The organism is Pseudobacteroides cellulosolvens ATCC 35603 = DSM 2933 (assembly GCF_001262605.1).
GTDB classification, from domain to species: Bacteria; Bacillota; Clostridia; order Acetivibrionales; family DSM-2933; genus Pseudobacteroides; species Pseudobacteroides cellulosolvens.
In genome coordinates this window covers 3,641,224-3,666,699 of record NZ_LGTC01000001.1, presented here as the reverse complement: position 1 = coordinate 3,666,699, position 25,476 = coordinate 3,641,224, and the positions used below count along the sequence as shown (strand labels likewise).

Annotated in this window: 16 protein-coding genes; all 16 read left to right on the top strand. The window is 38.4% G+C overall.

What is annotated here, in order from left to right:
• The first annotated feature begins 22 nt into the window (after positions 1-22).
• A complete protein-coding gene (locus tag Bccel_RS14985) occupies positions 23-2,143 on the top strand; it encodes an HzsA-related protein (RefSeq protein ID WP_036942004.1) in 2,121 nt (706 codons plus the stop codon).
• 39 nt (positions 2,144-2,182) lie between these two features.
• Positions 2,183-4,840, top strand: a complete 2,658-nt coding sequence (locus Bccel_RS14980) for an RICIN domain-containing protein (protein WP_036942003.1) — start codon at positions 2,183-2,185, stop codon at positions 4,838-4,840.
• A gap of 503 nt (positions 4,841-5,343) precedes the next feature.
• On the top strand, positions 5,344-6,588 hold the full coding sequence (locus tag Bccel_RS14975) for a dockerin type I domain-containing protein (protein WP_160317725.1): 1,245 nt from the start codon (positions 5,344-5,346) through the stop codon (positions 6,586-6,588).
• A 326-nt stretch (positions 6,589-6,914) separates the two neighbouring features.
• On the top strand, positions 6,915-7,949 hold the full coding sequence (locus Bccel_RS14970; protein ID WP_081926928.1) for an ABC transporter substrate-binding protein: 1,035 nt from the start codon (positions 6,915-6,917) through the stop codon (positions 7,947-7,949).
• Positions 7,950-8,284: 335 nt separating this feature from the next.
• Positions 8,285-9,793: a sugar ABC transporter ATP-binding protein gene (locus Bccel_RS14965; protein ID WP_036942001.1), complete on the top strand. Its 1,509-nt coding sequence runs from the start codon at positions 8,285-8,287 to the stop codon at positions 9,791-9,793.
• Positions 9,794-9,797: 4 nt separating this feature from the next.
• Positions 9,798-10,844: an ABC transporter permease gene (locus Bccel_RS14960; RefSeq protein ID WP_050753498.1), complete on the top strand. Its 1,047-nt coding sequence runs from the start codon at positions 9,798-9,800 to the stop codon at positions 10,842-10,844.
• The gene (gene yjfF, locus Bccel_RS14955; protein ID WP_036941999.1) at positions 10,825-11,817 is read left to right on the top strand and encodes a galactofuranose ABC transporter, permease protein YjfF; all 993 of its coding nucleotides are present in this window, start codon (positions 10,825-10,827) and stop codon (positions 11,815-11,817) included. The genes Bccel_RS14960 and yjfF overlap by 20 nt, the downstream gene beginning before the upstream one ends.
• Complete coding sequence (locus tag Bccel_RS14950) at positions 11,814-12,815, top strand: ABC transporter substrate-binding protein (RefSeq protein WP_201781964.1); 1,002 nt, start codon at positions 11,814-11,816, stop codon at positions 12,813-12,815. Before yjfF ends, Bccel_RS14950 begins: the two co-directional genes overlap by 4 nt.
• Before the next feature lie 32 nt (positions 12,816-12,847).
• The gene (locus tag Bccel_RS14945) at positions 12,848-14,335 is read left to right on the top strand and encodes a sensor histidine kinase (protein WP_050753497.1); all 1,488 of its coding nucleotides are present in this window, start codon (positions 12,848-12,850) and stop codon (positions 14,333-14,335) included.
• Between the two features lie 5 nt (positions 14,336-14,340).
• On the top strand, positions 14,341-15,933 hold the full coding sequence (locus Bccel_RS14940) for a response regulator transcription factor (protein ID WP_036941995.1): 1,593 nt from the start codon (positions 14,341-14,343) through the stop codon (positions 15,931-15,933).
• A 283-nt stretch (positions 15,934-16,216) separates the two neighbouring features.
• Complete coding sequence (locus tag Bccel_RS14935) at positions 16,217-17,311, top strand: GntR family transcriptional regulator (RefSeq protein WP_036941992.1); 1,095 nt, start codon at positions 16,217-16,219, stop codon at positions 17,309-17,311.
• Between the two features lie 119 nt (positions 17,312-17,430).
• The gene (locus Bccel_RS14930; RefSeq protein WP_036941989.1) at positions 17,431-18,912 is read left to right on the top strand and encodes an L-fucose/L-arabinose isomerase family protein; all 1,482 of its coding nucleotides are present in this window, start codon (positions 17,431-17,433) and stop codon (positions 18,910-18,912) included.
• 45 nt (positions 18,913-18,957) lie between these two features.
• The gene (araB, locus tag Bccel_RS14925; protein WP_036941986.1) at positions 18,958-20,661 is read left to right on the top strand and encodes a ribulokinase; all 1,704 of its coding nucleotides are present in this window, start codon (positions 18,958-18,960) and stop codon (positions 20,659-20,661) included.
• 4 nt (positions 20,662-20,665) lie between these two features.
• Positions 20,666-21,355, top strand: coding sequence for an L-ribulose-5-phosphate 4-epimerase (locus Bccel_RS14920; RefSeq protein ID WP_036941983.1), 690 nt, complete (start codon positions 20,666-20,668; stop codon positions 21,353-21,355).
• 400 nt (positions 21,356-21,755) lie between these two features.
• Positions 21,756-23,402 carry a family 43 glycosylhydrolase gene (locus tag Bccel_RS14915; protein WP_457920563.1) on the top strand — a complete coding sequence of 549 codons (1,647 nt, stop codon included), beginning with the start codon at positions 21,756-21,758 and terminating at the stop codon, positions 23,400-23,402.
• Positions 23,403-23,515: 113 nt separating this feature from the next.
• Positions 23,516-25,441 carry an endo-1,4-beta-xylanase gene (locus Bccel_RS31530; protein ID WP_242853123.1) on the top strand — a complete coding sequence of 642 codons (1,926 nt, stop codon included), beginning with the start codon at positions 23,516-23,518 and terminating at the stop codon, positions 25,439-25,441.
• The last annotated feature ends 35 nt before the right edge of the window (positions 25,442-25,476 follow it).

Genomic DNA, 25,476 nt, shown 5'->3' with positions numbered 1-25,476 from the left:
AGAATACATAAGGAGGGTTATTATGGGGAAAGTATCAAAATTCTTTTACAGGGTCACAGTGATTATAATAGTAACAGGGATTTTCCTGTCTACGCAGACTTTTACAACCCTGTCGGCGAGTATCGATTTTACCAAACCGGAATTTGCATTTGATAAAATTGTTTTTACCAAGCATCAACCATATTCATTTCCAGGCATTGAGAACCACATGATTGACGGGAGCTTCGGATTTAATGCCGTTAAAGGCGGCGGATTGTATATATTGAATAATGCTTTTTCAGGTAATCCTACAGTAACCGACGTTTTAGCTAATTCAATTTGTACAAACGGACGTTACGCAGGAAAGAAGCTTACTGGAGGTGCTTTTTACTCTTTTGATTTAAGCTATGATGCAAAACAGATTGTATTTTCTTATACAGATGCACAAAACTCATATGGGGTTTGGAATCAGAACACTACCTACCATATCTTCAAGGTGAATGTGGACGGGACAAAACTTACCCAGTTGACTGACGGGGCTTATAACGATTTTGACCCCCGCTGGCTTCCCGACGGAAGGATTATTTTCATATCGGAGAGAAGGGGAGGATATGGACGTTGTCATCAGCGTATTGTTCCTACCTTTAATCTTCACACTATGAATGCCGATGGAAGCGACATCAGATGTATAAGTTACCATGAAACAAATGAATGGAGTCCAAGTGTGGACAACAACGGTATGATTATATATACCCGTTGGGACTATGTGGATAGAGGAGCTAATCATGCTCATTCTGCATGGATAACTAATCCTGATGGTCTTGATGCAAGAGCTGTTACCTTGAATTATCCAAACTCGGGGCCGAGTTGGTGGACCAATTTGCCTCTTACTCAGATGCAGCTAAGGGCTATACCAAATTCCAACAAGTATGTGGGAACGGCGGCTCCCCATCATGCTCAGAACTACGGTGCTCTCATTGTAATTGACCCGGATGTTGAGGATGATGACAATCTGTCCACCATTACAAAAATTACACCCGATGCCAAATATCCTGAAAGTGAAACAGGAACAACCACTGACCAGAAATATGCAACCCCATATCCCCTTAGTGAGGACTATTTTTTGTGTGTATATGATCCCAATGCCAACACTAATGGCGGCAACAAGCGTTATGGCATATATGCAATAGATACAAAGGGAAACAAATCTTTGTTATACAGTGATCCCAACTTTTCCTGCTATGGCCCCATGCCTCTTCGTCCACGTAAGGTGCCTAATATTATTCCAGGAACGGCAAAGCCAACCGGACAAGCTCAAGACGGAGTTGTATCGGTTATGAATGTTTACAATTCACTGCTTCCGCTTCCATCAGGTACAAAGATAAAAGAACTGCGTATATGGCAGGTTTATCCAAAGACCACAACTATGGCCACAGATCCCATGATAAGTTATGAAAGTACAGAGAGTATATGGGCCGGGAGAAATACAAGAGGTCTATTAGGTTCAGTACCTGTTGAGTCCGATGGAAGTGCCTCGTTCTATTTACCTCCAGGAAGAGCTGTTTTCTTCCAGGCTGTTGACCAGGATGGAACAGCAGTTCAGACAATGAAATCCGATACATTCCTTGTTCCGGGTCAAACAAAGTTATACTGTCAAGGTTGCCATGAACCGGGCCGCCAGGCAGCAGTGAACCCGGAAAGTGTACCACTTGCATTAAGAAGAGAGCCTTCGAAAATAGCTCCAGATCCTTCACAGGGAGCAAGGCCTGTGAGTTTTCCAAGACTTATCCAGCCAATCCTGGACAAAAAATGTATATCATGTCACAACGGTTCCCAGGTACCTGACCTTAGAAAGGGTACTACAGATGCACAAACCAAATGGTTTAGCTCCTATAAAAATTTGAAGCCCTATGTTGCATTAATTGACGCTATGTATCCGGGAGCAGACTGGAATAAGGTCTACCCAAGAACAGAACCCGGAAAATTTGGTGCCAGAGCATCGAGGCTCTATAACAAGCTGAAGACCGGACATGGAACTCTTACGCAGAGTGAGCTTCACTCATTTATAGTATGGCTGGATTCAGGAATTGCACCGTTCTTTGGAGACTACAAAAATGTCGATGCACAGTTAAGAGGAGAACAGGTAGAGCCATCTCTAAATTAAGGCATTAATGAAAAATAACGAAGGATAGGAGTGTTAAAAATGGATCGAAACGTACTAAAAAAACTTATACCGATGGTTCTGTGTATCGCAATAACTGTTACTTTGGGAAGTTTCATATTTCAGGAAGGTTGGAATGGATATTCAATCGACAACATATACTTTTCCCCATTTGATACAGCATATTCGTCTGATGGCAGCATGATTGCGGTATCGGATTCCACCAAATCCCAGTTGCAAATTATTAAGGCATCGGATGGTTCGATACAAAAAGTTGTTCCATTGAACGGACAGCCAAAAGCTCTTACATGGAACGGTAATAAATATGTATACGTGTGTGAATACGGTGCCGGAACTGTTGCTGAGGTAGAACCTTTTACAGGATCTGTGACAAGAAGGTTTTCAACCGGCTCAAAACCCCTGGGAGCTGCATTGATAGCAGGTAAGCTTGTTGTGTCGGATTATGGACTTAGAAAAGTATCTGTTGTTGATTTATCTTCAGGGAGTGTAGAAAAGGACATCTCAGTAAAGGACTACCCATATTTTATGGATGGTACAGTAGATGGGAAATATGCCATAGTTGGTCATGCATTGCCATCTGGAAATGCATCTGCTCCTAAATATGCGGCATCAGTTACATTTGTTGATATAGATACCAAGCTGGAAGAAGCTAATATCATGCTGCCTCAGGGATCATCCAATGTCAGAGGAATAAAATGTTCTCCAGATGGAAAGTGGGCATATGTTCTTCACACCTTTGGAAAGACATCACTTCCAACTACTCAAATAACAAAAGGCTGGGTTATGACAAATGCAGTTACAATAATTGATGTAGCAAAGAAAAATATATACACAACTTTTATTTTGGACAGGATAACAGAGGGAGCGGCAGATCCATGGGGGCTGACGATATCACCCGACAGTAAAACCATGTGGGTTAGCTTATCAGGCACTCACCAGGTGCTTAAAATCGATCTGAACAGACTTCATCAGCTTTTGGCTGGAAATATAAATGGTGGATCCAATGAACCTGTTACTCAATTCGACTCTAACAGCTATTATAAATTGATAAATAGAAATAGTGGGAAGGCATTGGACGTGCCTGGGGGTAATTCTGCCAACAATACACAGTTGGTCCAATGGGATGATAACGGTAATAACAACCAGCAGTATAGGATTATCACTAATAGTGACGGATATTATTCCATTATCAACAGAGGTACAAACAAGGCACTGGATAATGCTGGTGCTAGTGTCGACAATTCTCCTGTTGTTGAATGGGATCAGAGTAATTCCGATAATCAGAAATGGAAATTAATTGATACAGGTGAGGGTTATTATAAGCTTCAGATCAAATCCAGCCAGAAGTATATGGATGTAAGTGGTGCCTCCCGTAATAATAATGCTGGTATTGTGACAAACAGCAGTAGTACAGGGCTTAGTCAGCAATGGAAAATATTAAAAGGAGGTGCTACAGGTTCGCCAAACAGTAACTACTCCTTGTTGTACCGCTCAAAGTCAGGTTATGACAAGCCTTATTCCGATATATGGTTTCAGATTAAAGCTGACCCTGCCAAAAGAGATAATTTAAAATATGACCTTGGAGCTTTGTGGGGAGCCAGTATATTAAAAAAGATAGATTTGTCCGGACAGGGACCAAGGGGAATCTCGATCTCTCCTGATGGTAAAAATATAGCGGTTGCAGCATATTTTTCAGGCGAAGTCTATTTTATAAATGCAGCGGAAGATAAACTTCAAAGCACTATAAAACTTGGAACTCAACCTGCAGAAAATCCGGTAAGAAGAGGAGAACGCACATTCCACGATGCATCAACAACTACTCAGAAATGGCTCAGTTGTGCTTCCTGCCATCCTGAAGGCAGAGCCGACGGACTTGATTGGGATATGCCCAATGACGGCATAGGCAATACCAAAAACACAAAATCGATGCTTAATATTTTTGATACACCTCCGGCAATGTGGCGTGGCGTAAGGACCGATGCAGATGTTGGAATAAAAGCCGGTTTCAGGTTCATTAAGTTTAAAGAACCGACCCAGCAGGAACTAGATGATGTTGCAGCTTATATCAAAAGCCTGTCTTCCGAACCAAATCCATATGCAAATAAGGATGGCACTATGACTACTGATGCTGCTCTCGGTAAGGCTATCTTTGAAAGCAGTGAAACTCAGTGCTCAAGCTGCCATTCAGGACCATTCTATACTGATTTAGAGGCTTATGATGTAGGTACAAAGGACATACTTGATCCCGACGGAATGTACTATACTCCCACTCTATTGGAAATGTGGAGGACAGCTCCCTATCTGCATGACGGATCAGCGGCAACAATACGTGAAGTATTGACAACGAAAAATGAGGGTGACAGGCATGGAAAAACATCGCATCTTACAAGCAAGCAGCTCGACCAACTGGAGGCATATATACTTCAGATCGGTTCGAATGCATCAACAATTACCACCACTGCCACTACTACTGCCACTATTACTACAAATACTGTTCTTAAAGAAGATTTGAACAAAGACGGTGTAATAAACATGACGGATGTAATACTTCTGGCGACATCATTTAATATGGTCAGAGAAGACCCTAAATATGTTGAAGCCCGTGATTTGAACGGAGACGGAGCAATAAATATAGCTGATGTTATAATTTTAGCTGCAAAATTCAATACTGTTATTTAAACAAAAATGCCCGGGCATGGAGAAAAGTTTAATTTACAATGAAGAATAAATTTCATGTAGGTATGTCATGGAAGCTATAATATTCGAAGAAAGAAATTTGAAATATAATAACCTGTAAAACTATATTTTAAGACAATCAAGAATTTAAAGGAAAGGGATCAAAGAAGAAAAGAGTGAAGACTGCAAAGGATGTTATAATGTATTTAATTCAGTCAATGGCGATTCCAGATATGTTGATGCACTGGATCTAAATAAAGATAGAGCGGTAAATATGTCCTATATAATGATGATTGCAGCTAAATTCGACACTGTAGTATTAAATTTATAAGAAAAGGGGGGGCTCTAGATGATGAAAGTAAAATATTCTTTCCATTTTTGTGCAGATTTTTTTTCATCCACAAAGGAAGGGCACAATTATAGTGGAAAATATATTTATATCGTGCCTTGGTAATAAGGATTTGTAAGTAATAACTTAATTTAATAATTTTAAAGGGGGATTTATAGTGTTTTTAAAAAAAGGTTTAAAAAAGGGGTTGAGTTTTATTCTGTCGGGCATCATGGTTTTCAGCATGGTAGCTACTATTAATCTATCGGTATTTGCAGCAGGTGAGAAAATTTATAGACCACTTCCGAATGAGTACAAGTCGGTTAGTTCAAAGCAAGGTACTATTGAAAGGTTAAGTTACACTTGGGGTAGTGCTACTAAGAATTTTTACGTCTATCTTCCTAACGGATATAACCAGTCTGATACTTCTAAAAAGTATAACGTTGTATATCTGATGCATGGTGGCGGTGAAGATGAGACATTATTATTCGGCGGACCAGGTCAGAACAAGGAATTAAAGGTAATAATCGATAACATGATTGCAAAGGGAGATATTGCACCAGCTATATTTGTTACACCTTCATTTTACAAGGGTAATAATGATGTGGCGACTTTCCATCAGGAATTGAGCAAAACAATTATTCCATTGGTTGAAACCAAATATAATACATATTTAGCATCAAAAAGTACTGAGGATATGAAGGCTTCCAGAGATCACAGGGCATTTGGCGGATTCTCAATGGGTTCGGTATGTACCTGGTACACATATATTAACTGCCTTGAATATATCAAATATTATATGCCGTATAGCGGTGACTGTTGGGCATTAACTGGGGGTGCCGGAACTACTGGGGCCGCAAAAACAGCAGAGTATCTGGCAAGTATTCCAAAGAAATACGGTTATAAAGCGCCACATGACTATAAGTTGTTCTGTGCTACAGGCAGTGAAGATATTGCATATCCCAATATGAAACCTCAGATGGATGAACTGAAAAAATTAACAGATACTTTCATATATTCAAACGATCCAATAGAAGGAAACTTCTATTTTATGGTGGCTAGTGGTGGTACACATTGGTGGGGTTATGTTAATCAGTACATTTATAACATATTACCAGATTTGTTTAAAGATACACCAACTAATACACCAACCAACACACCAACCAACACACCAACCAACACACCAACTAATACACCAACCAACACACCAACTAATACACCAACCAATACACCTGTTAAAAACAGTCTTGATGTAAACCTTGACGGTGCTATAAACATGGGAGATGTAATTATGTTAGCGATTGTATTTAATTCAATCCGTGGTGATGCCAGATATGTTGAAACATGCGACTTGAATAAAGATGGAGTTGTAAATATGTCGGATGTAATTATGATTGCAGCTAAATTCAATACAGTTGTATAATAGTAAGCCAGCATTTCCAAAAAAATCATAATAAAATCATAAAATTTTGCCCATATATTTATGAAAGGAATTCATTTGATTAAATTTTCAAACAAGTACCAAAAGAAAGTCCATTTTATAAAATTTTCTATCTCCATATAATAAATATATCAGTTGTGTAATGTTAAGTTCATTACAAATGTATGAATTTAATTAGGCATGATTAAAGAATTACTTCCCGTTGTGAGTGTGAGTTTACGAAATTAAGTGGACTCGAAAACGAGCATATAAGGGAAGTTATTCTTTAACATGATCCACCAACAAAAAATATTTTAAGGGGGATTAATATGAAATTTTTTAAAATCATTAGCTTGGGTATTTGTGCATTGATGACTATTTCAATGGTAGCTTGTGGTAAAACTACTGATACTTCTACCACAAGCCCAGGTGTTTCTGCTGAGGCATCTGATGATAAAAAAACTTCAAAGCAGGTGGTAGTTGGTTTTGCACAGATAGGTGCTGAAAGTGAATGGCGTACAGCTAACTCCAAGTCAATTAAAGATGCTTGTGAAGGAGCTGGATTTAAGCTTCAATTCTCAGATGCTCAGCAAAAACAGGAGAATCAGATATCAGCAATAAGATCCTTTATTGCTCAAAAAGTTGATTATATTGCATTGGCACCTATTGTTGAAACAGGATGGGATACAATATTAAAAGAAATTGAAGATTCGAAAATTCCGCTTATACTGGTTGACAGATCGATTAAAACAGCTGATGGTAGTGACAAATATTGGATTACACGTGTAGGGGAAGATTTTTATAAAGAAGGTAAACAACTTGCACAGTGGGTAAAAGACAATCAAGAAAAGCTAGGTTTTAAAGATAAGGCAACTGTAAACGTGTATCAGTTGGAAGGAACAGTTGGATCCGGAGCCGCTGTTGATCGTGGATCTGCTTGGGCAGATACAATGAAAGACACAAAATTCAAGACTATAAAATCACAAACCGGTAATTTCACCCGTGCTAAAGGCCAAGAAGTTATGGAGTCCTGGCTAAAATCCGATAAGGGCAATATTGATCTTGTGTTTGCACATAATGACGACATGGCACTTGGTGCGATTTCAGCTATGGAAGCTGCTGGTTTGAAACCTGGAATAGATATCAAAATTGTTTCCATCGATGGTGTAAAAGGTGCATTTGAAGCAATGATAGCAGGTAAACTCAATGCTGTTCAAGAATGTTCGCCACTTACAGGACCTGTACTTGTACAAACCATTCAAGACCTGGAAGCCGGTAAAGAAGTTCCGAAGCTTAAATATGCAGAAGAAAAGTTGTTTCCAATGGAAGAAGCAAAAGCTGCTTTATCTAGCCGCCAGTATTAATTAAGGTACCTCCTATATAATGAAAAACCACTCCTTGTAAAGTTATTAAGGTATGATTAAAAAATTACTTCCGCTTTCTACGCGGCTGGTCGTTTAGCTTCGCTAAACTGCTCGCCATGCATCCTGGGTGTTGACGAGCTAAGTCAACACATGAGCGAAATTTATAGCGGAAGTTATTTTTTGATCGTGCAAAGGACCACAGGAGTGGGTTTTCTTTAGGTGAAAATTCGTTAAGATCTAGGAAATTATGGTGTATTCAACACCACAATTTCTCACGATAACGACCAAGGTTGTAAAAAATCATTTCATGATTTTTTAGAGGGGAGAGGTGGATAATGATTAAAGATAGTCCAGTTCTTGAAATGCAAAGGATTTGTAAAACCTTTCCGGGTGTAAAGGCATTGCAAAATGTTGAGTTTTGGCTCCGAAAAGGTGAGATACACGCACTCATGGGTGAGAACGGTGCCGGGAAGTCTACATTAATTAAAGTATTGACAGGCGTAGAAAAGCCGGACAGCGGAGATATCATTTTAGACGGCAGAAGGATATCTCCGAAAACACCGCTTGACGCACAGGCTGTAGGAATTAGTACAGTTTATCAGGAAGTTAATTTGTGTCCAAACCTTTCGGTGGCTGAGAATATATTTATTGGCCGTGAACCAATGAAAATGGGCAGGATAGATTGGAAAACCATGAACAGGAGAGCGGAAGATGGGTTAAGAAGGCTTAATGTCAGTATTGATGTGACAAAAACGCTGGATAATTATTCAGTAGCCATACAACAGATGGTTGCTATATCAAGAGCATTGGATGTTTCTGCAAAAATACTGATACTGGATGAACCAACATCAAGCCTTGATAGAAATGAGGTTAAAAAGCTCTTTGAAGTTATGAATAAACTGAAAAGGGAAGGACTGGGGATTATTTTTGTAACCCATTTTTTAGATCAGGTTTACGAAGTATCCGATCGAATAACCGTATTACGAAATGGTGAATTGGTAGGAGAATATGAAACCAAGGATCTTAATAGACTTCAGTTGGTCGCCAGGATGATTGGAAAGGATTTTGACGACCTTTCGAATTTCAGCAAAAAAGACAAAAAAAACGAGTCAAATAACCAAGTTACATTTATTAGCACAAAAGGATATGGCCGCTCGGGTACCATCAACCCCTTTGACCTGGAAATCAAAAAAGGTGAAGTCCTTGGACTTGTTGGACTTTTAGGTTCAGGGAGGACAGAGACAGCCAGACTCATTTTTGGAGTAGATAAAGCAGACAGTGGTGAAATGTATATTTATGATCAAAAGGTAAATTTATCATCCCCATTGGATGCAATGAAATTTGGGATTGCATGTTGTCCTGAAAACAGAAAAACCGAAGGAATCATTGGAGATCTTTCGGTGAGAGAAAATATAATACTGGCATTACAGGCAAAGAAAGGAATTTTAAAAAATTTGAGCAGAAAAGAGCAGGAGGAGCTGGCAGATAAGTACATTAGGCTCCTTAATATCAAAACTGCAGGACCTGAGCAGCTGATAAAAAACTTAAGTGGGGGTAATCAGCAGAAGGTCATACTTGCAAGATGGCTGGCAACTGAGCCGGAGCTTTTAATCCTGGATGAACCTACAAGGGGGATTGATATAGGGACAAAGATGGAGATACAAAAGCTGATATTGGAATTGGCGGAAAAAGGTTTATCCGTTTTATTCATCTCCTCCGATTTGGATGAAGAACTTCGGACTTGCAGCAGAATGGCAGTGTACAGAGATAGATGCAAAGTAGCTGAAATCACAGGTGAAGATATCAATGAGCATTATGTTATGCAAACCATAGCAGGGGGGTAAAGGAATGTGGGATATACTTAAAAAAGTATATGGCAATAGATTATTCTGGCCTTTAGTGGCACTTTCTTTAATCGTCATATTCAATATCATATTCGTAAATGACTTTCTGAAAATTGAGTATAAGGATGGATATTTATTTGGAAGAATCATAGATATTTTAAACCGGGCGGCACCTCTTATGATAATGGCAATTGGAATGACTCTGGTTATTGCAACAGGTGGAACTGACCTTTCAGTGGGAACTGTGGCAGCTATTTCAGGTGCAGCTGTCTGTGTGGTACTGGGCGGTAATTTTAACGGTGTTCCTAATTTTCCATTCATAGTAGCAATTGTGGTTGCACTGGTTGCTGCTACCATAGCTGGGGCTTGGAATGGATTTTTAGTGGCAAAACTGGGTATACAGCCTGTAGTTGCTACCCTCATCCTATATGTGGCAGGTAGAGGAATTGCACAGATGATAACCGGTGGTCAGATTGTCACAGTGTACTATAAACCTTTTGCGTATCTGGGAGGATTTCTACCAGGCTTGCCTGTCCCATTTTCTATTGTGATTTTTGCAGCTGTGCTGGTACTTACCATCATAGTTATCAAAAAAACTGCACTGGGACTATTGATTGAGTCCATTGGGGTTAACTCCACAGGTAGTAGATTTTCAGGCATTAATGTAGTAAAGATCAAGTTTTTAGTGTATGCATTCTGCGGCTTCTGTGCAGGTATATCGGGACTTATTATCAGTTCTATGATAAAAGCTGCAGACGGAAATAATGCGGGGGATGCTTATGAACTTGATGCTATTCTTTCTGTTGCATTAGGGGGAAATTCCACATGCGGAGGAAGATTTTCCATCGGAGCAAGTCTTATAGGAGCATTGATTGTACAGAGTATAACCACCACACTTTATGCTTTGGGAGTTTCCTCACAGGTACTGCCTCTGATTAAGGCCATCGTTGTTATACTGATATGCCTCATACAGTCAGCAGAATTCCGCAATAAAATTATGGGATTATTCATTGGAGAAAGGAGTGGGCATAGTGAAAAAGCTGCAGTTTAATTCTAAATTTGTACCTATGTTGATAAATATCCTTTTGTTTGTGCTGTTATTTAGTATCGGCTCTTTAAAGTATCCCTCCTTTTTTTCTTTGCAGGTATTTTTTAATCTTTTTATAGATAATTCTTACCTGATTGTTTTAGCCGTAGGTATGACATTTGTTCTCTTAATAGGTGGTATCGATATCTCAGTGGGGTCAATATTATGTCTTGTTTGTATGGCATCCGCTTACCTGGTTGAAGTTTCTAAATTAAATCCATTTTTAGTGATGTTTTTAATGATTGTTCTTGGAGCTTTGTATGGATTGGTACAAGGGTGTCTTATACACTTCTTTAAGATTCAGCCTTTTATTGTGACTCTTGCAGGACTGTTTTTTGGAAGAGGAGCTGCTGCATTTATCAGTATTGAAACCATAAATATTACAAATAAAGTTTATAATGATATATCGAATTATAAGATTTATATGGCGGGAGACAGCTTTATAAGAATTGGAGTTGTGATAGCTCTTCTTACATTGGGAATAGCTATATTTATAGCTCATTATACAAAGTTTGGCCGGGCAGTTTATGCAGTTGGAGGGAATGAACAGTCAGCTCTCTTAATGGGACTTCCTGTAGCAAGAACTAAAGTTTTGGTATATACTATAAATGGAATTTGTGCAGCAGTTGCCGGCATATTATTTACCTTCAACATCCATTCAGGATACTCTCTGCATGGTCAGGGCATGGAACTGGATGCAATTGCAGCAACCGTTATAGGCGGTACACTATTAACGGGTGGAGTGGGATATGTTATTGGAGCGTTGTTTGGTACACTGACACAGGGTGTTATAAAGAACCTTATCATGTTTGACGGTACACTCAATTCATGGTGGACCAGAATTTCAGTAGCAGCATTACTCTGTCTGTTCATTATTATACAACGAATACTCACTGTCAGAAGGGAGTCAAAAAAGGTTAAGGAGCTTTGCAGATGAGGAAAACTTTCTTGGAATTGGTGATGATTATAATCGCCATATTACTTTTATTACCCTCTTGTTCACAAAAAAATTATTATAGAGAAAACTATGATTCCCAGAATCAGAAAGTGGTAAATAAAGTGGTCTTAGGGTTTTCCCAGGTGGGTGCAGAGAGTGACTGGCGTACCGCCAACTCAGAGTCCATTCAATCTGCAGCTCAAGCCGAAGGCATAAAGTTGATATTTTCCAATGCACAACAAAAACAGGAAAATCAGATTAAGGCTATCCGCTCATTTATAGCTCAAAAGGTGGATATAATTGCTTTTTCGCCTATCGTAGAAAACGGTTGGGAAGACGTGCTAAACGAAGCAAAGATTGCAGGAATACCTGTCATAGTTATGGATAGGGCAATTGATATACAGGATAAGGCCTTATATGTTACCCATATAGGATCTGATTTTGAGGAAGAAGGAAGGAAAGCTGGCAGATGGCTTTTAGAAAAGGTTAAGAAGACTAAAGGGAGTATAAATGTTGTTGAGCTTCGAGGCACATTTGGTTCATCACCGACAAACGGGAGGAGCAAAGGCTTTGAGGAAATTATAAAACCCAATACATTCATAAAAATGATTGGATGTAAGTATGGGGATTTTATGAAATCAAAAGGCAAAGAGATAATGGAAAACTTTTTAAAATCGGAAGGAAACCGCATTCATGTGGTATATTCACATAATGACGATATGGCTTTGGGAGCAGTTGAAGCTATAGAGGAATATGGCCTAAAGCCTGGAGAAGATATAATAATAATTTCCATAGATGCTGTAAAGGCAGCATTCCAGGCTATGATTGAAGGAAAAATTAATTGTACCGTAGAATGTAATCCCCTTCAAGGTCCTGAATTGATGAAGGCTGCGAAAAGCATCATGAAGGGAAACTCTCTTCCCAAAAGGATTATCATCAATGAAGGAATTTTCTCTCAGGATATGGCAAAAAGTGAATTGCCAAACCGAAAATACTGATCTTGCAGCAACAGGGAAGGAGGATTAACTGTATGTATTTAAGCAGGATAAAGCATTGGGTTAGAAAGAATAAGCTTATTGATTTAATGATTGATGTAAAGCTTTCAATGAGAAGTAAAATTATCATAGCTTTTATCATTGTCATCGTCATGATGAGCCTTTTGAATGTGGCCATATTATACAGTGCCCTAAAGTATGGAGAGCAGTATGATACCATTGTATCCAATATTACTACTGCCAATCGGTTAAATGGAATTGTAAAAAATCAGATTGATGCTGAAATGTGGGATATTGTGGCAGGCAAAATTAAGTTTGAAAAGGGCAGGCAGTATCAAATTATTAATGATATCAACAACAATATATACAGAATTATGCAAAATGTAAGAACCCATGAGAATAGAGTTCGACTGGATGTTACACTCCGCACCATGAGTACTTTGACAAAATACGTTGATTTAATGGGCAAGCAGATACGGGATAAAAAAACAGTAAAAGAGAATGAGAAAGTATTAGAAAACATAAGAGGTGTTTCATCCCTTGTAGAAGATAACATTCAGGAATTCATTCTGTATGAGATTTCTAGCAGTGAGACAATCAAAACCGAAATAGATCAAAATATTAAAAGATGGGTGTTGACCAATTTAATTGTTTTAGGTCTGGTGCTATTATTCTCAACAATTGCTGCATGGGTGATTTCAGGCAGCATATCAAAACCCATTAGAGAATTATATAAAATGACAAAATCGGTAGCACAGGGAAACCTTGATGTGAGGGTTAGAAGCAAGAGTGTTGACGAAATAGCTCATCTGGGAATGAGTTTTAATATCATGGTTCAAAAGATTAAAGAGCTGCTGGAAAAAAATAAAGAGGAACAGGAAAACCTTAAAAAAACAGAATTAAAAATGATGCAGGCACAAATTAACCCCCATTTTCTTTACAATACCCTGGACACAATCGTTTGGATGGCAGAAGCAAATAAAAGCAAGCAGGTAATAGAAATTGTCAGAGCATTATCCAGTTTTTTTAGAATAACCCTTAGCAAGGGAAAGGACTGGATTTCCATTCGTGATGAAATTGCACATATCACAAGTTACTTGACAATCCAGAAAATCAGATATAGGGATATATTAGATTTTAACGTTGAAGTAAGCGATGATATTCTTGACTATAAAATTTTGAAACTTACATTGCAACCTTTGGTGGAAAATTCTTTATACCATGGAATCAAGAACAAAAGGGAAGGTGGAACCATCACCATCCGGGGGTATAAGGGAAAAGGGCATAAAATAATATTTGAAGTTATGGATAATGGTGCAGGTATGCCCGAGAGCCGTTATAAGGAGGTAGTAGCTGAATTGGAAAGTAATTCAAAAGAGCTGATTTTTAAAGAAAGCGGTTTTGGATTAAATAATGTGCACAAAAGAATAAAGCTGTACTATGGCGATGAATATGGTATTAGAATCAAAAGTGAACTAAATAAGGGGACCCGGTTATCATTTGCCATACCATTGGAGGTGTGAGTTTTATGTACAAGGTATTCTTAGTCGATGACGAAATAGAAATTCGAGAGGGTATGAGAGACAGCATAAACTGGGCAAACATCAATTTTGTGTTTTCAGGTGAAGCACCTGATGGAGAAATGGCACTGCCATTGATACAGGAAGTAAAACCGGATGTTTTGATAACGGATATAAAGATGCCTTTCATGGACGGTCTGCAACTAAGCAGAATGGTACACAAAATGATGCCATGGGTTAAAATAGTCATCCTGACAGGACATGATGAGTTTCATTATGCAAAAGAGGCTATCAGTATCGGTGTTGCCGAATTTCTTCTAAAGCCGGTGTGTGCCACCGAATTGATGGAGGTTCTAAAAAAAATTGCTGCTAAAATTGGGCAGGAAAAAAAAGAGGAAGAAACCTCAGAAAAATTAAAAGAGCAGCTTCAAAATAATACAGTAGTCCTTAGAGATCGGTTTTTAAACGAGCTTGTAATGGGTATGGTTTCACTTCAGGATATAGTTGATAAATGTGAGCACTTCCAAATAAATATTATTTCTAAATATTATCTTGTTACAATCATGGAAGCTGAGACGAAAGTCTGGAATATGAATGACTGCAAATATAGAGAATATTTGAAGTTTGAGGAAGTAGTTGATAAAATCCTTAAGGGAAATCATCAGGTAATCAAATTCAAAAGAAATGCGGGTGAGCTAATTTTAATTATCAAAGGAGATGGTGAATTAAATTTAGGCACTTATGCCTATGAATTGTCAGAAACCATCATGAATGAAGTAGAGAGAGACACGGATTGTACTCTTTCCATCAGTATCGGAAGTGTGATGGAGCGGCTGGGTGGTATTGCAAAATCATATGTAGACGCAGACTTTGTAAACAAATACAAATACATATACGGGAAAGGTAAAATACTCGGAATAAATGACCTAAAGCTTGATTTAGGCTTAAAAGAATTTGTTAAGCTGGATATGAATAGTATCAATGATTTTATGAAATACGGTTCATATAAGGACATTAGGCAATTTGTTGGTGATTATGTAAATTGTTTGGAAAGGTCAGGGATGAACTCTCTGATATACATTTTTTATTCTTATATTGATATCATGTTAAATGCATCTAAATTTGTCAAGGAGCTAGGGTGGGATATAGAGAAAATATTGCCGGAAGCTGTTCAGCTTCAAAATGATTTGCTCATTATTAATTCCATAGATAAATTTAAGGAACTCATAGAAAGCGTGCTTAGAAAGGTTTTGGAATGTAGAGAGAATAGAATGGATGACAGGTATAGAGACATTATTGGTAAGGCAAAGGATTTCATAACCAACTATTTTTATAATCCCAATCTGTCATTAAATTCTGTTGCATCATATGTAAATATGAGTCCTAACCATTTTTGCTCTGTGTTTAGCCAAGAAGCGGGGGAGACCTTTACCGAATATCTGACGAAGGTACGGCTCAAAAAAGCTAAGGAACTTTTAAAAACAACATCATTAAGAGCTGCGGAAATAGCATATGGGGTAGGGTATAACGATCCTCACTATTTCAGCTATATATTTAAAAAATGGGAAGGTGTAACCCCAAAAGAATTTAGAAGCAGTTAAGGAATGATTGAAATATTACTTCCGATTCTGAGCGGGTGTTCACGAGTTAAGTGAACACGTAAGCGAAGATTTTATCGGAAGTTATAATTTCAACATTCCAAGGAATGATTGAAATTATGGTAGCATTTACAGATGCAAAGTGGATGATGTATAATATTATTAACATGTGCAGACAGGTTGATTTATGATGTCTATGAAATTATGGTGTATGCTACACAACAATTTCTCATGACAACGATTAAGATTGACAAAATCGCAAGCGATTTTGTTTAGGAGGGTCATAATGCAAAGCGGAAATAACCAGGCGAAATATTATAAGCTGATGGAGCATATTAAAGAAGAGGTTTTAATGGGACGCATAAAGCCGGGTGACCAAATACCCTCGGAAAACATTCTTTCTAAGGAGCATTCCTTAAGCCGGCACACAGTTAGAAAAGCCATATCAATGCTCGTAAACGAAGGATTGCTTTATACCGAGCATGGTAAAGGGACCTTTTGTCTGGGAAGGCAAAACAAACGAAGCGATTCAAAAAATATCGGTGTCATTACAACATACATATCAGAATACATCTTTCCACGGGTGATTCAGGGCATTGACGGTGTTTTATCTGGCAGTGGTTACAGCATCATGTTAAAGAATACCAATAACAATACTACAAATGAGGCCAACTGCCTCCAGGATTTATTGGGCAAAGACATTGAAGGATTGATTATCGAGCCTACCAAGAGTGCATTATTTTCCGACAACCTCAAATTCTATGAGGCTTTTGACAAACATCATATACCCTATGTATTTATTCATGGCTATAATACCCAGTTGGAGGGTAAATCCCATGTGATTCTGGATGATGCCGGGGGTATGGTTTCGATAGTTGAATATCTTGCCAAGCTTGGTCATAAGAATATAATAGGTGTATTTAAAGCCGATGATATCCAGGGGATAAACAGGCATAAGGGGTTTGCAAGGGGATTAACCAAAGTTGGACTTTCTTACAATCCGGATAATATAATCTGGTTTCATACAGAGGATAAAGAAGTAAAGCCTTATACATATATCAAGCAATTCATTGAAGAGAAAAAAGAAATAGATGCTATTGTCTGTTATAACGATGAAATTGCTTTTAGAACTTTCGAGCTCCTTTTAAAATTAGGTGTCAAAGTGCCCCAGGATATATCTATTACCGGATTTGATGACTCTTATTTTTCTGAGAATTGTCCGGTAAAACTTACTACTGTAAATCATCCCAAAGAGGCATTGGGCCAGGAAGCAGCCAGCATTTTATTGGAAATGCTTAAAGATGATAATTATCAAAATAATCCTATGCAAAAAGTGATTGAGCCAAAGCTTGTTATTAAGGATTCCTGTGTTCAACGATAAGTCGACTATCTTAAAGTTTAAGAAATTGTGAATGTGTGACTTAACTTGTACGCACATGCGTACTAGTAATGATTCATAGTAGTCATAAAATAAATATTAAATGGAAAAGGAGAATCCATATGGTAAATATTCCGAAAGTAAAATTAGGTATTGCGGCTGTCAGTAGAGACTGTTTTCCAGCTGAGATTAGTAAAGAAAGAAGGCAGAAGGTGGTTAAGGCCTGTGAACTTCAAAATATCCAAATCGTTGAGGTTCAGACAATTGTGGAAAATGAGGCGGATGTTTTAAAGGCCCTGGATGAGATAAAAAATGCAGATGTAAATGCATTGGTAGTCTATCTTGGTAATTTCGGTCCGGAAGGTCCTGAAACACTATTAGCTAAGAAGTTTGACGGGCCTTCAATGTTTGTGGCCGCTGCTGAAGAAACTGAGAATAACCTTATTGATGGGCGGGGAGATGCGTACTGTGGAATGCTGAATGCATCATATAATTTGGGATTGAGAAAGTTAAATCCATATATCCCTGAGTACCCGGTAGGTACGTCGGATGAGATTGCAGGAATGATAGGGGATTTTGAGAATATTGCAAGGGTTATTGTTGGAGTATCCAAATTAAAGCTGATTGGCTTTGGACCAAGGCCACAGGATTTTCTTGCTTGTAATGCCCCGATTAAGCCCCTGTATGATTTAGGTGTGGAGATAATGGAAAACTCGGAATTAGATCTTTATGAATCTTTTCAACAACATAAGGATGACTCAAGAATTCCTTCCATTGTAAAAGAGATGGAACAGGAACTGGGTGATGGAAACGGATATCCCGGAATTCTTCCCACATTGGCACAATATGAGCTGACTTTGAAAGATTGGGCAGAAAACAACAAAGGAGCTTCCGAGTACATAGTATTTGCAAATAAATGCTGGCCTGCATTCCAGAGACAGTTTGGGTTCGTTCCATGCTATGTAAATTCAAGGCTTGCGTCTATAGGTATGCCAGTGGCATGTGAAACAGATATCTATGGTGCATTGAGTGAATATATCATAACCTGTGCAACTAAGCTTCCTGCTACTATTTTAGACATAAACAACACTGTACCCAAAGACATGTACGAAAACAATAAGGATAAATTTAACGATTATAAATTAAATGACCTTTTTATGGGATTTCATTGTGGAAATACTCCATCAACTTGTATGAAGAATTTTGCAATGAAGTATCAGCTAATTATGCATAGATTGTTGGAACCTTCAAAAGAGCCGGACATATCAAGAGGAACACTTGAAGGGGTAATCAGGCCGGGGGATATAACTTTCTTCAGGATTCAGGGAACTGCAGACTGCAACCTGAAATGTTATATAGCGAGTGGAGAAATTATAGATGTGGATCCAAAATCCTTTGGTGGGATCGGAATTTTTGCAATAAAAGAGATGGCCAGGTTCTACAGGTATGTTTTAATCGCAAAGAGATACCCGCATCATGGCGGTGTGGCTTTTAAACACGCAGGAAAGGTACTGTTTGAAGCTATGAAAATGCTTGGAGTACAGGATATTGCTTTCAATCAGCCACCTTCAATGCTTTATAAGGATGAAAACCCGTTTAAATAGTATAGATAGTATAAGTCTTTATGATAGGAATGGAGGTCTTTAAGTATGAGTAGGAAATACACAATTGGAGTAGATTTTGGAACACTATCCGGTCGGGCAGTACTGGTGGATGTATCAACAGGAGAAGAAATTGCAACAGCTGTAAGGGAATATACACACGGGGTAATCTCTGACTATTTACCTGATAAGGTGACAAAACTTGGACACGATTGGGCACTCCAGCATCCCAAGGATTGGTTGGAGGTATTTGAGGAAACCATACCCGAAGTATTAAAAGAATCAGGAGTTAGTTCCGATGATGTCATAGGCGTAGGGGTTGACTTTACTGCTTGTACAATTTTGCCCACTGACAGTATGGGAGTGCCTCTTTGTCTGAAAGATGAATATAAATCAAATCCCCATGCATGGCCAAAGCTTTGGAAACATCATGCAGCACAGGACGAGGCTAATAAAATAAATTTAATCGCAAGGAAAAGAGGAGAAAAATTTGTAGACAGGTATGGCGGAAAACAGTCTTCCGAGTGGGAAGTTGCAAAAGTCTGGCAGGTTTTAAATGAAGCTCCTGAAATTTATGAATCCATGGATAGGTGGATTGAAGCTGCTGATTGGGTCACATGGCAGCTCACAGGTGTAGAAAAGAGACAAATATGTACAGCAGGATATAAGGGAATTTGGCATAAGCAGGATGGTTATCCGTCCAAAGAATTTTTTAAAGCTCTGGACCCAAGGCTTGAGAATTATGTGGAAGAAAAGCTTTCTAAGGATTTATATCCACTTGGTTCAAAGGCGGGTGAGATTACAGAACAAGCTGCTCTCATGACTGGATTAAAAAAGGGGACTGCCGTGTGCGTTGGAAATGTGGATGCCCATGTATCTATTCCGGCTGTAGGAATTACAGAGCCAGGTAAGATGCTTATGATAATTGGAACATCCACTTGTGATATTTTGCTGGGCACGGAAGAAAAAATTGTCCCCGGAATGTGTGGGGTTGTTGAAGATGGTGCCATGCCAGGTTTCTTTGCTTATGAATCGGGTCAGTCCTGTGTTGGGGACCATTTTGATTGGTTTGTAAAGAATTGTGTACCCTTTTCATACATGGAAGAAGCATGTAAAAAGGAAATCAACATACATAAGCTTTTACGTGAAAAGGCATCAGCACTTGAAGTGGGAGAATCTGGCCTTGTTGCATTGGATTGGTGGAATGGAAACAGGTCTGTACTTGTGGATGTTGACCTTACAGGCTTAATCATTGGCTTAACACTTCAATCAAAACCTGAAGAGATATATAGAGCACTGATTGAAGCAACTGCCTATGGCAAGAGGATAATCATTGAGACATTCCGTGAAAGCGGAGTACCTATCACCGAACTCTATGCTTGCGGCGGTATCGCTTCAAAGGATGACTTTATGATGCAAATTTATGCGGATGTTACCAATATGGAGATTCGAATAGGAACTTCTTCCCAGACTCCTGCATTAGGGGCTGCCATGTTTGCTTCTGTAGCTGCAGGCAAAGAAAGTGGTGGCTATGACAGCATTTTTGAGGCCGCCAAGATTATGGGGAAAGTGAAAGAAAAATCATTTAAACCTAAACTTGAGAATGTAGAAGTTTATAACAAACTTTATGAACAATACAAAATTCTTCATGACTACTTCGGAAGAGGACAAAATGATTTGATGAAGAAACTTAAAAAAATTAAGGAAGAGGCTTCAATATATAAGGACCAATTTGTAAAAGTAGAGGTGTAAGGTTATGCTGGAAACGTTAAAAGAGGCAGTATTGGAAGCAAACCTTGAGCTTCCAAAAAGAGGGCTTGTAACATACACTTGGGGAAATGTAAGTGGAATTGACAGGGGGGAAAACCTTATTGTGATAAAGCCCAGCGGGGTACCCTATGAGGAATTAAGGCTTGAACATCTTGTGGTACTGGACCTTAATGGGACCAAAGTGGAGGGAAAACTTAACCCTTCTTCCGATACAATGACTCATCTGGTGATTTATAGAAACTATCCGGAATTAGGAGGGGTAGTACATACACATTCCCGGTGGGCTACCGTATGGGCTCAAGCTTGTAGAGGGATTCCGGCTCTAGGAACCACCCATGCTGATTATTTTTACGGTGAAATTCCCTGCACACGCAAACTGACCAATGAAGAGATTAACGGTCAGTATGAAGAACAAACCGGAAATGTTATTATAGAGACCTTTAAGGATAAAAATCCGGTTTGTGTCCCCGGAGTTCTGGTTAGTAACCATGGGCCTTTTAGCTGGGGAAAAGATCCGCAGGAGGCAGTACATAATGCAGTAGTTTTAGAAGAGGTTGCCATGATGGCTTATCATGCATTTTCTCTCAAACCTGATTTAAAGCAGATTGATAAAACATTATTAGATAGGCACTTTTTGAGAAAGCATGGCAGTAAAGCGTACTATGGCCAAAGTTAGCCACTTCGCAGCTAGATTTTATTAAGGTTTAAAGTTAGTTATCTTTAATATAATTAAAATTTTTTACTTATTAAAATAAACACCTAACTTAAAAAAGTTCAACAATACGAAAATGTATTATGAAATGAATTGTTGGACATTATGAATTCATTGCTCTTAAAACCTTGAGTTAAGCATGAATGAAAAATTACTTCTGCTTTTGAGGGGGTGTTGAAGAACTAAGTCTCATTTGAGCGAAATTTATAGCAGAAGTTATTTTTGTCATGACTAATGTTATATAAGAATTAATATGGTTACAGGAATTAAATAGGAGGCGATAAAAGTAACACTAATTCTAAAAAATTTAGAATGCACTTATATAAATAAACAATAAAATACAATTTTAAAGTGAGGAGATTTAATGATGATCAAAAGTTTAAGAAAGGTATGGTTAGTAGTTTGTATTTGCAGTATTTTAATGACTCTTTTTCCGGTAAAAAGTATTGCAGACTATCCAATTTTCTCTCAGCGTTATACAGCGGATCCTACCGCAGTAGAGTATAATGGGAGACTTTATGTTTACTTGTCACACGACGCAGATCTTACAGCAGGTCAGTCAACATACAATATTCCTGATATCACTTGTATATCAACGGATGATTTGAAAAACTGGACAGACCATGGAGAGGTTTTCAATGCCAAGACAGATTCAAAATGGGCTAGCGTTTCTTGGGCACCATCAATTGTATATCGCAATAATAAATTCTATTTGTACTACGGTAACGGAGGAAACGGTATCGGTGTAGCAGTAAGTGATAGTCCAACCGGACCTTTTAAAGATCCTCGTTCATCAGCTCTTGTAACAGGAAATACTCCTGGAGTGCAACCAGCAACCAATATGTGGCTATTCGACCCTGGTGTTTTTGTTGATGATGATGGACAGGCATATATGTATTTTGGAGGAAACGGTCAAAACAATATAAGGGTTATCAAGCTGGGCAGTGACATGATAAGCACTGTAGGATCAGCAATAGCAATGAGTGCACCTAGATTTTTTGAAGCTTCATGGATGCATAAGTATAATGGAACGTATTATTTTTCATATGCCAGCGATTTTACTCAGGGTGCTTCAAAAATTGAGTATATGACAAGCAAAAGTCCTACATCAGGTTTTACATATAAGGGAGTAATACTTCCACAGCCTCCAGATAATTATAGTAACAATAATCATGCAGTTACTTTGAAGTTTAAAGATAAATGGTATTGTGTATACCACAACAGAAATTTAGGTAAACAACGAGGAGTAGAAACTAATTATCAAAGAAATGCGGCTATCGATGAGATGTTTTATAACACTGACGGTACTATTAAGCAGGTAGTTCCAACAGTTGATGGTTTGAAACAGCTCAAATATGTAGATCCTTATGTTAAGAACACTGCTGTTAACATGTATAAAGAGTCTGGTACTGAAACTGAGGCATGCAGTGAAGGCCAAAGAAATGTTAGTATGATACAAAACGGAGACTGGATCCAGATTAAAGGGGTAGATTTTGGCAGCAGTGGTGCAGCGAGTTTTGATGCTAGAGTAGCAAGTAGTACACAAGGAGGAAATATAGAAATTAGATTGGATAGCCTTACTGGTAAATTGGTTGGTACTTGTAAAGTGGAAGGAACCGGTGGCTGGCAGACCTGGACAACTAAAACATGTTCAGTTAGCGGTGCGACAGGTGTTCACGATTTGTTCCTTAAGTTCACAGGTGGAAGCGATTATTTATTTAACTTTAGTTGGTGGCAGTTTAATCAAACTTTAAACACACCAACAAACACACCTACAAACACACCAATAAACACACCGACAAGCACGCCAACACCAAAACCGAACCTTACTGGAGATATTAATGGTGATGGAATAGTAAACATGTCAGACGTTATACTTTTAGCATTAAGTTTCAATTCGGTCAATGGTGATATAAATTATAAGGCGGAATATGATTTGAACAGTGACGGTGTTATAAATATGAAAGAAGTAATTATTATTGCAGTAAATTTTAATGCCGTATTGAAATAGTAATAAGATTGTCTGCTAACTGGTGTAAATAAAAGAAATGAACTTAAATATCATAAGACCTTGCAAACAATAAGATGTAAGGTCTTATCCTTAATATAAGGGGGAAAATATGTATGGGTATTTCATTAAGTTTTTCTAAATATAAAAAATGGGTTTTAGTTATTTTATGTTCAGTGCTTTGTTGTTGGGTTTTACCGATTGGAAATGCAGAAGCGGCAATGGCAAAAGGCCCAAAGTGGGTAGGTAATATTATTGCAGGCAGTGTTCCATCAAATTTTGCAACTTACTGGAATCAGGCAACACCTGAAAATGCAAGTAAATGGGGCAGTGTAGAATACAGTCGCGGCAGTAGGAACTGGAGCAATACGGATCTGATTTACAACTACTGTAAAACCAATGGATTTCCATTTAAATTTCATACTTTAGTATGGGGAAATCAGGAACCATCATGGATAGGCAGTCTTTCAGCGGCTGACCAGAAAACAGCGGTAACAAATTGGATTCAGGCTGCCGGTACAAAATACCCCGATGCTGATTATGTGGATGTTGTTAATGAGCCCTTACATGCACCAGCTTCCTATAGAAATGCTCTGGGGGGAAGCGGCTCAACGGGTTGGGATTGGATTGTTTGGTCATTTGAACAGGCACGGAAAGCATTTCCAAACTCCAAGCTGCTAATAAATGAATATGGAATAATAAGTGATCCCAATGCAACAAATAATTATGTCAAGATCATAAACATTTTAAAGGGTAAAGGTTTAATAGATGGAATAGGAATACAGTGTCACCAGTTTAATATGGATAATGTTTCTACAAATACAATGAAGAGTGTTTTAAATACATTGGGTGCAACTGGATTGCCAATATACGTATCTGAACTTGACATGACAGGTGATGACTCTACACAGCTAAACAGATATAAAGAAAAATTCCCTGTTTTATATGAAAGTCAATATGTTAAAGGTATCACGTTGTGGGGTTATATTCAGGGTTCAACATGGATAAGCAATACACATTTAATCTCGACATCAGGGCAGGAACGTCCTGCACTTACCTGGTTAAAGCAATATCTAGCCGCTGCATCAGCAGCACCTACCAACACACCAACTACAAAACCCACCAACACACCAACCCAAACAACAAATCCTGTTGTTACAACTAAAGGTGATCTCAACAATGACGGTGTGATTAATATGTCTGATGTTATACTTTTAGCAAGTACATTTAATGCAGTAAGAGGAGATTTTAAATATGCTTTAGCCTATGACCTGAACGATGACGGTGTAATAAACATGTCTGATGTTATAGTTATTGCTGGAAATTTTGGTGAAATAGTAGCTATCGCAACATCAACAAAAGCACCGACTACAACGCCAACTTCCACAAAAGCACCAACTCCAACTCCGACCAAGGCACCAACTCCAACCCCGGTTCCAAGTTCAAAAGTTACCACAAAGGTATTGCCTTTGGGTGATTCGATAACCGATGGAATCAACGTACCGGGTGGATACAGGATTAAGCTTTGGAAAAATATAGCCAATGATGGGCTTGTTGTGGATTTTGTAGGTTCTCTATCGAATGGGCCTTCAGAACTTGGAGATAAGAATCATGAGGGACATTCAGGATGGAGAATTGACCAGATTGATATAAATATCAATTCATGGATGGATAAATACAACCCAAAAATTGTGTTGTTACATATTGGCACAAATGATATTTCCCAAAAGTATGATTTGAATAATGCTCCTGCTAGGTTAAGTGCATTAATTGACAAGATTTGTGCGAAATTACCATCAGGCGGTAAACTTTATGTAGCTAGCATTATCCCGCTGAGCTATGCAGATGTAAAGACATATAACGCTCAAATTCAGGGAATTGTCCAAAATAAGACCAATCAAGGAAAACCTGTATATATGGTGGACATGTACTCAGCACTTACCGTCTCTGATCTGGCTGATGGAGTTCATCCTAATGCTGCAGGTTATAATAAAATGGCAGATGTTTGGTATAAAGCTATAAAATCTGACTTGGGAAAATGATGTGAATATTTCTCTATTATAAAATATAAGAGATA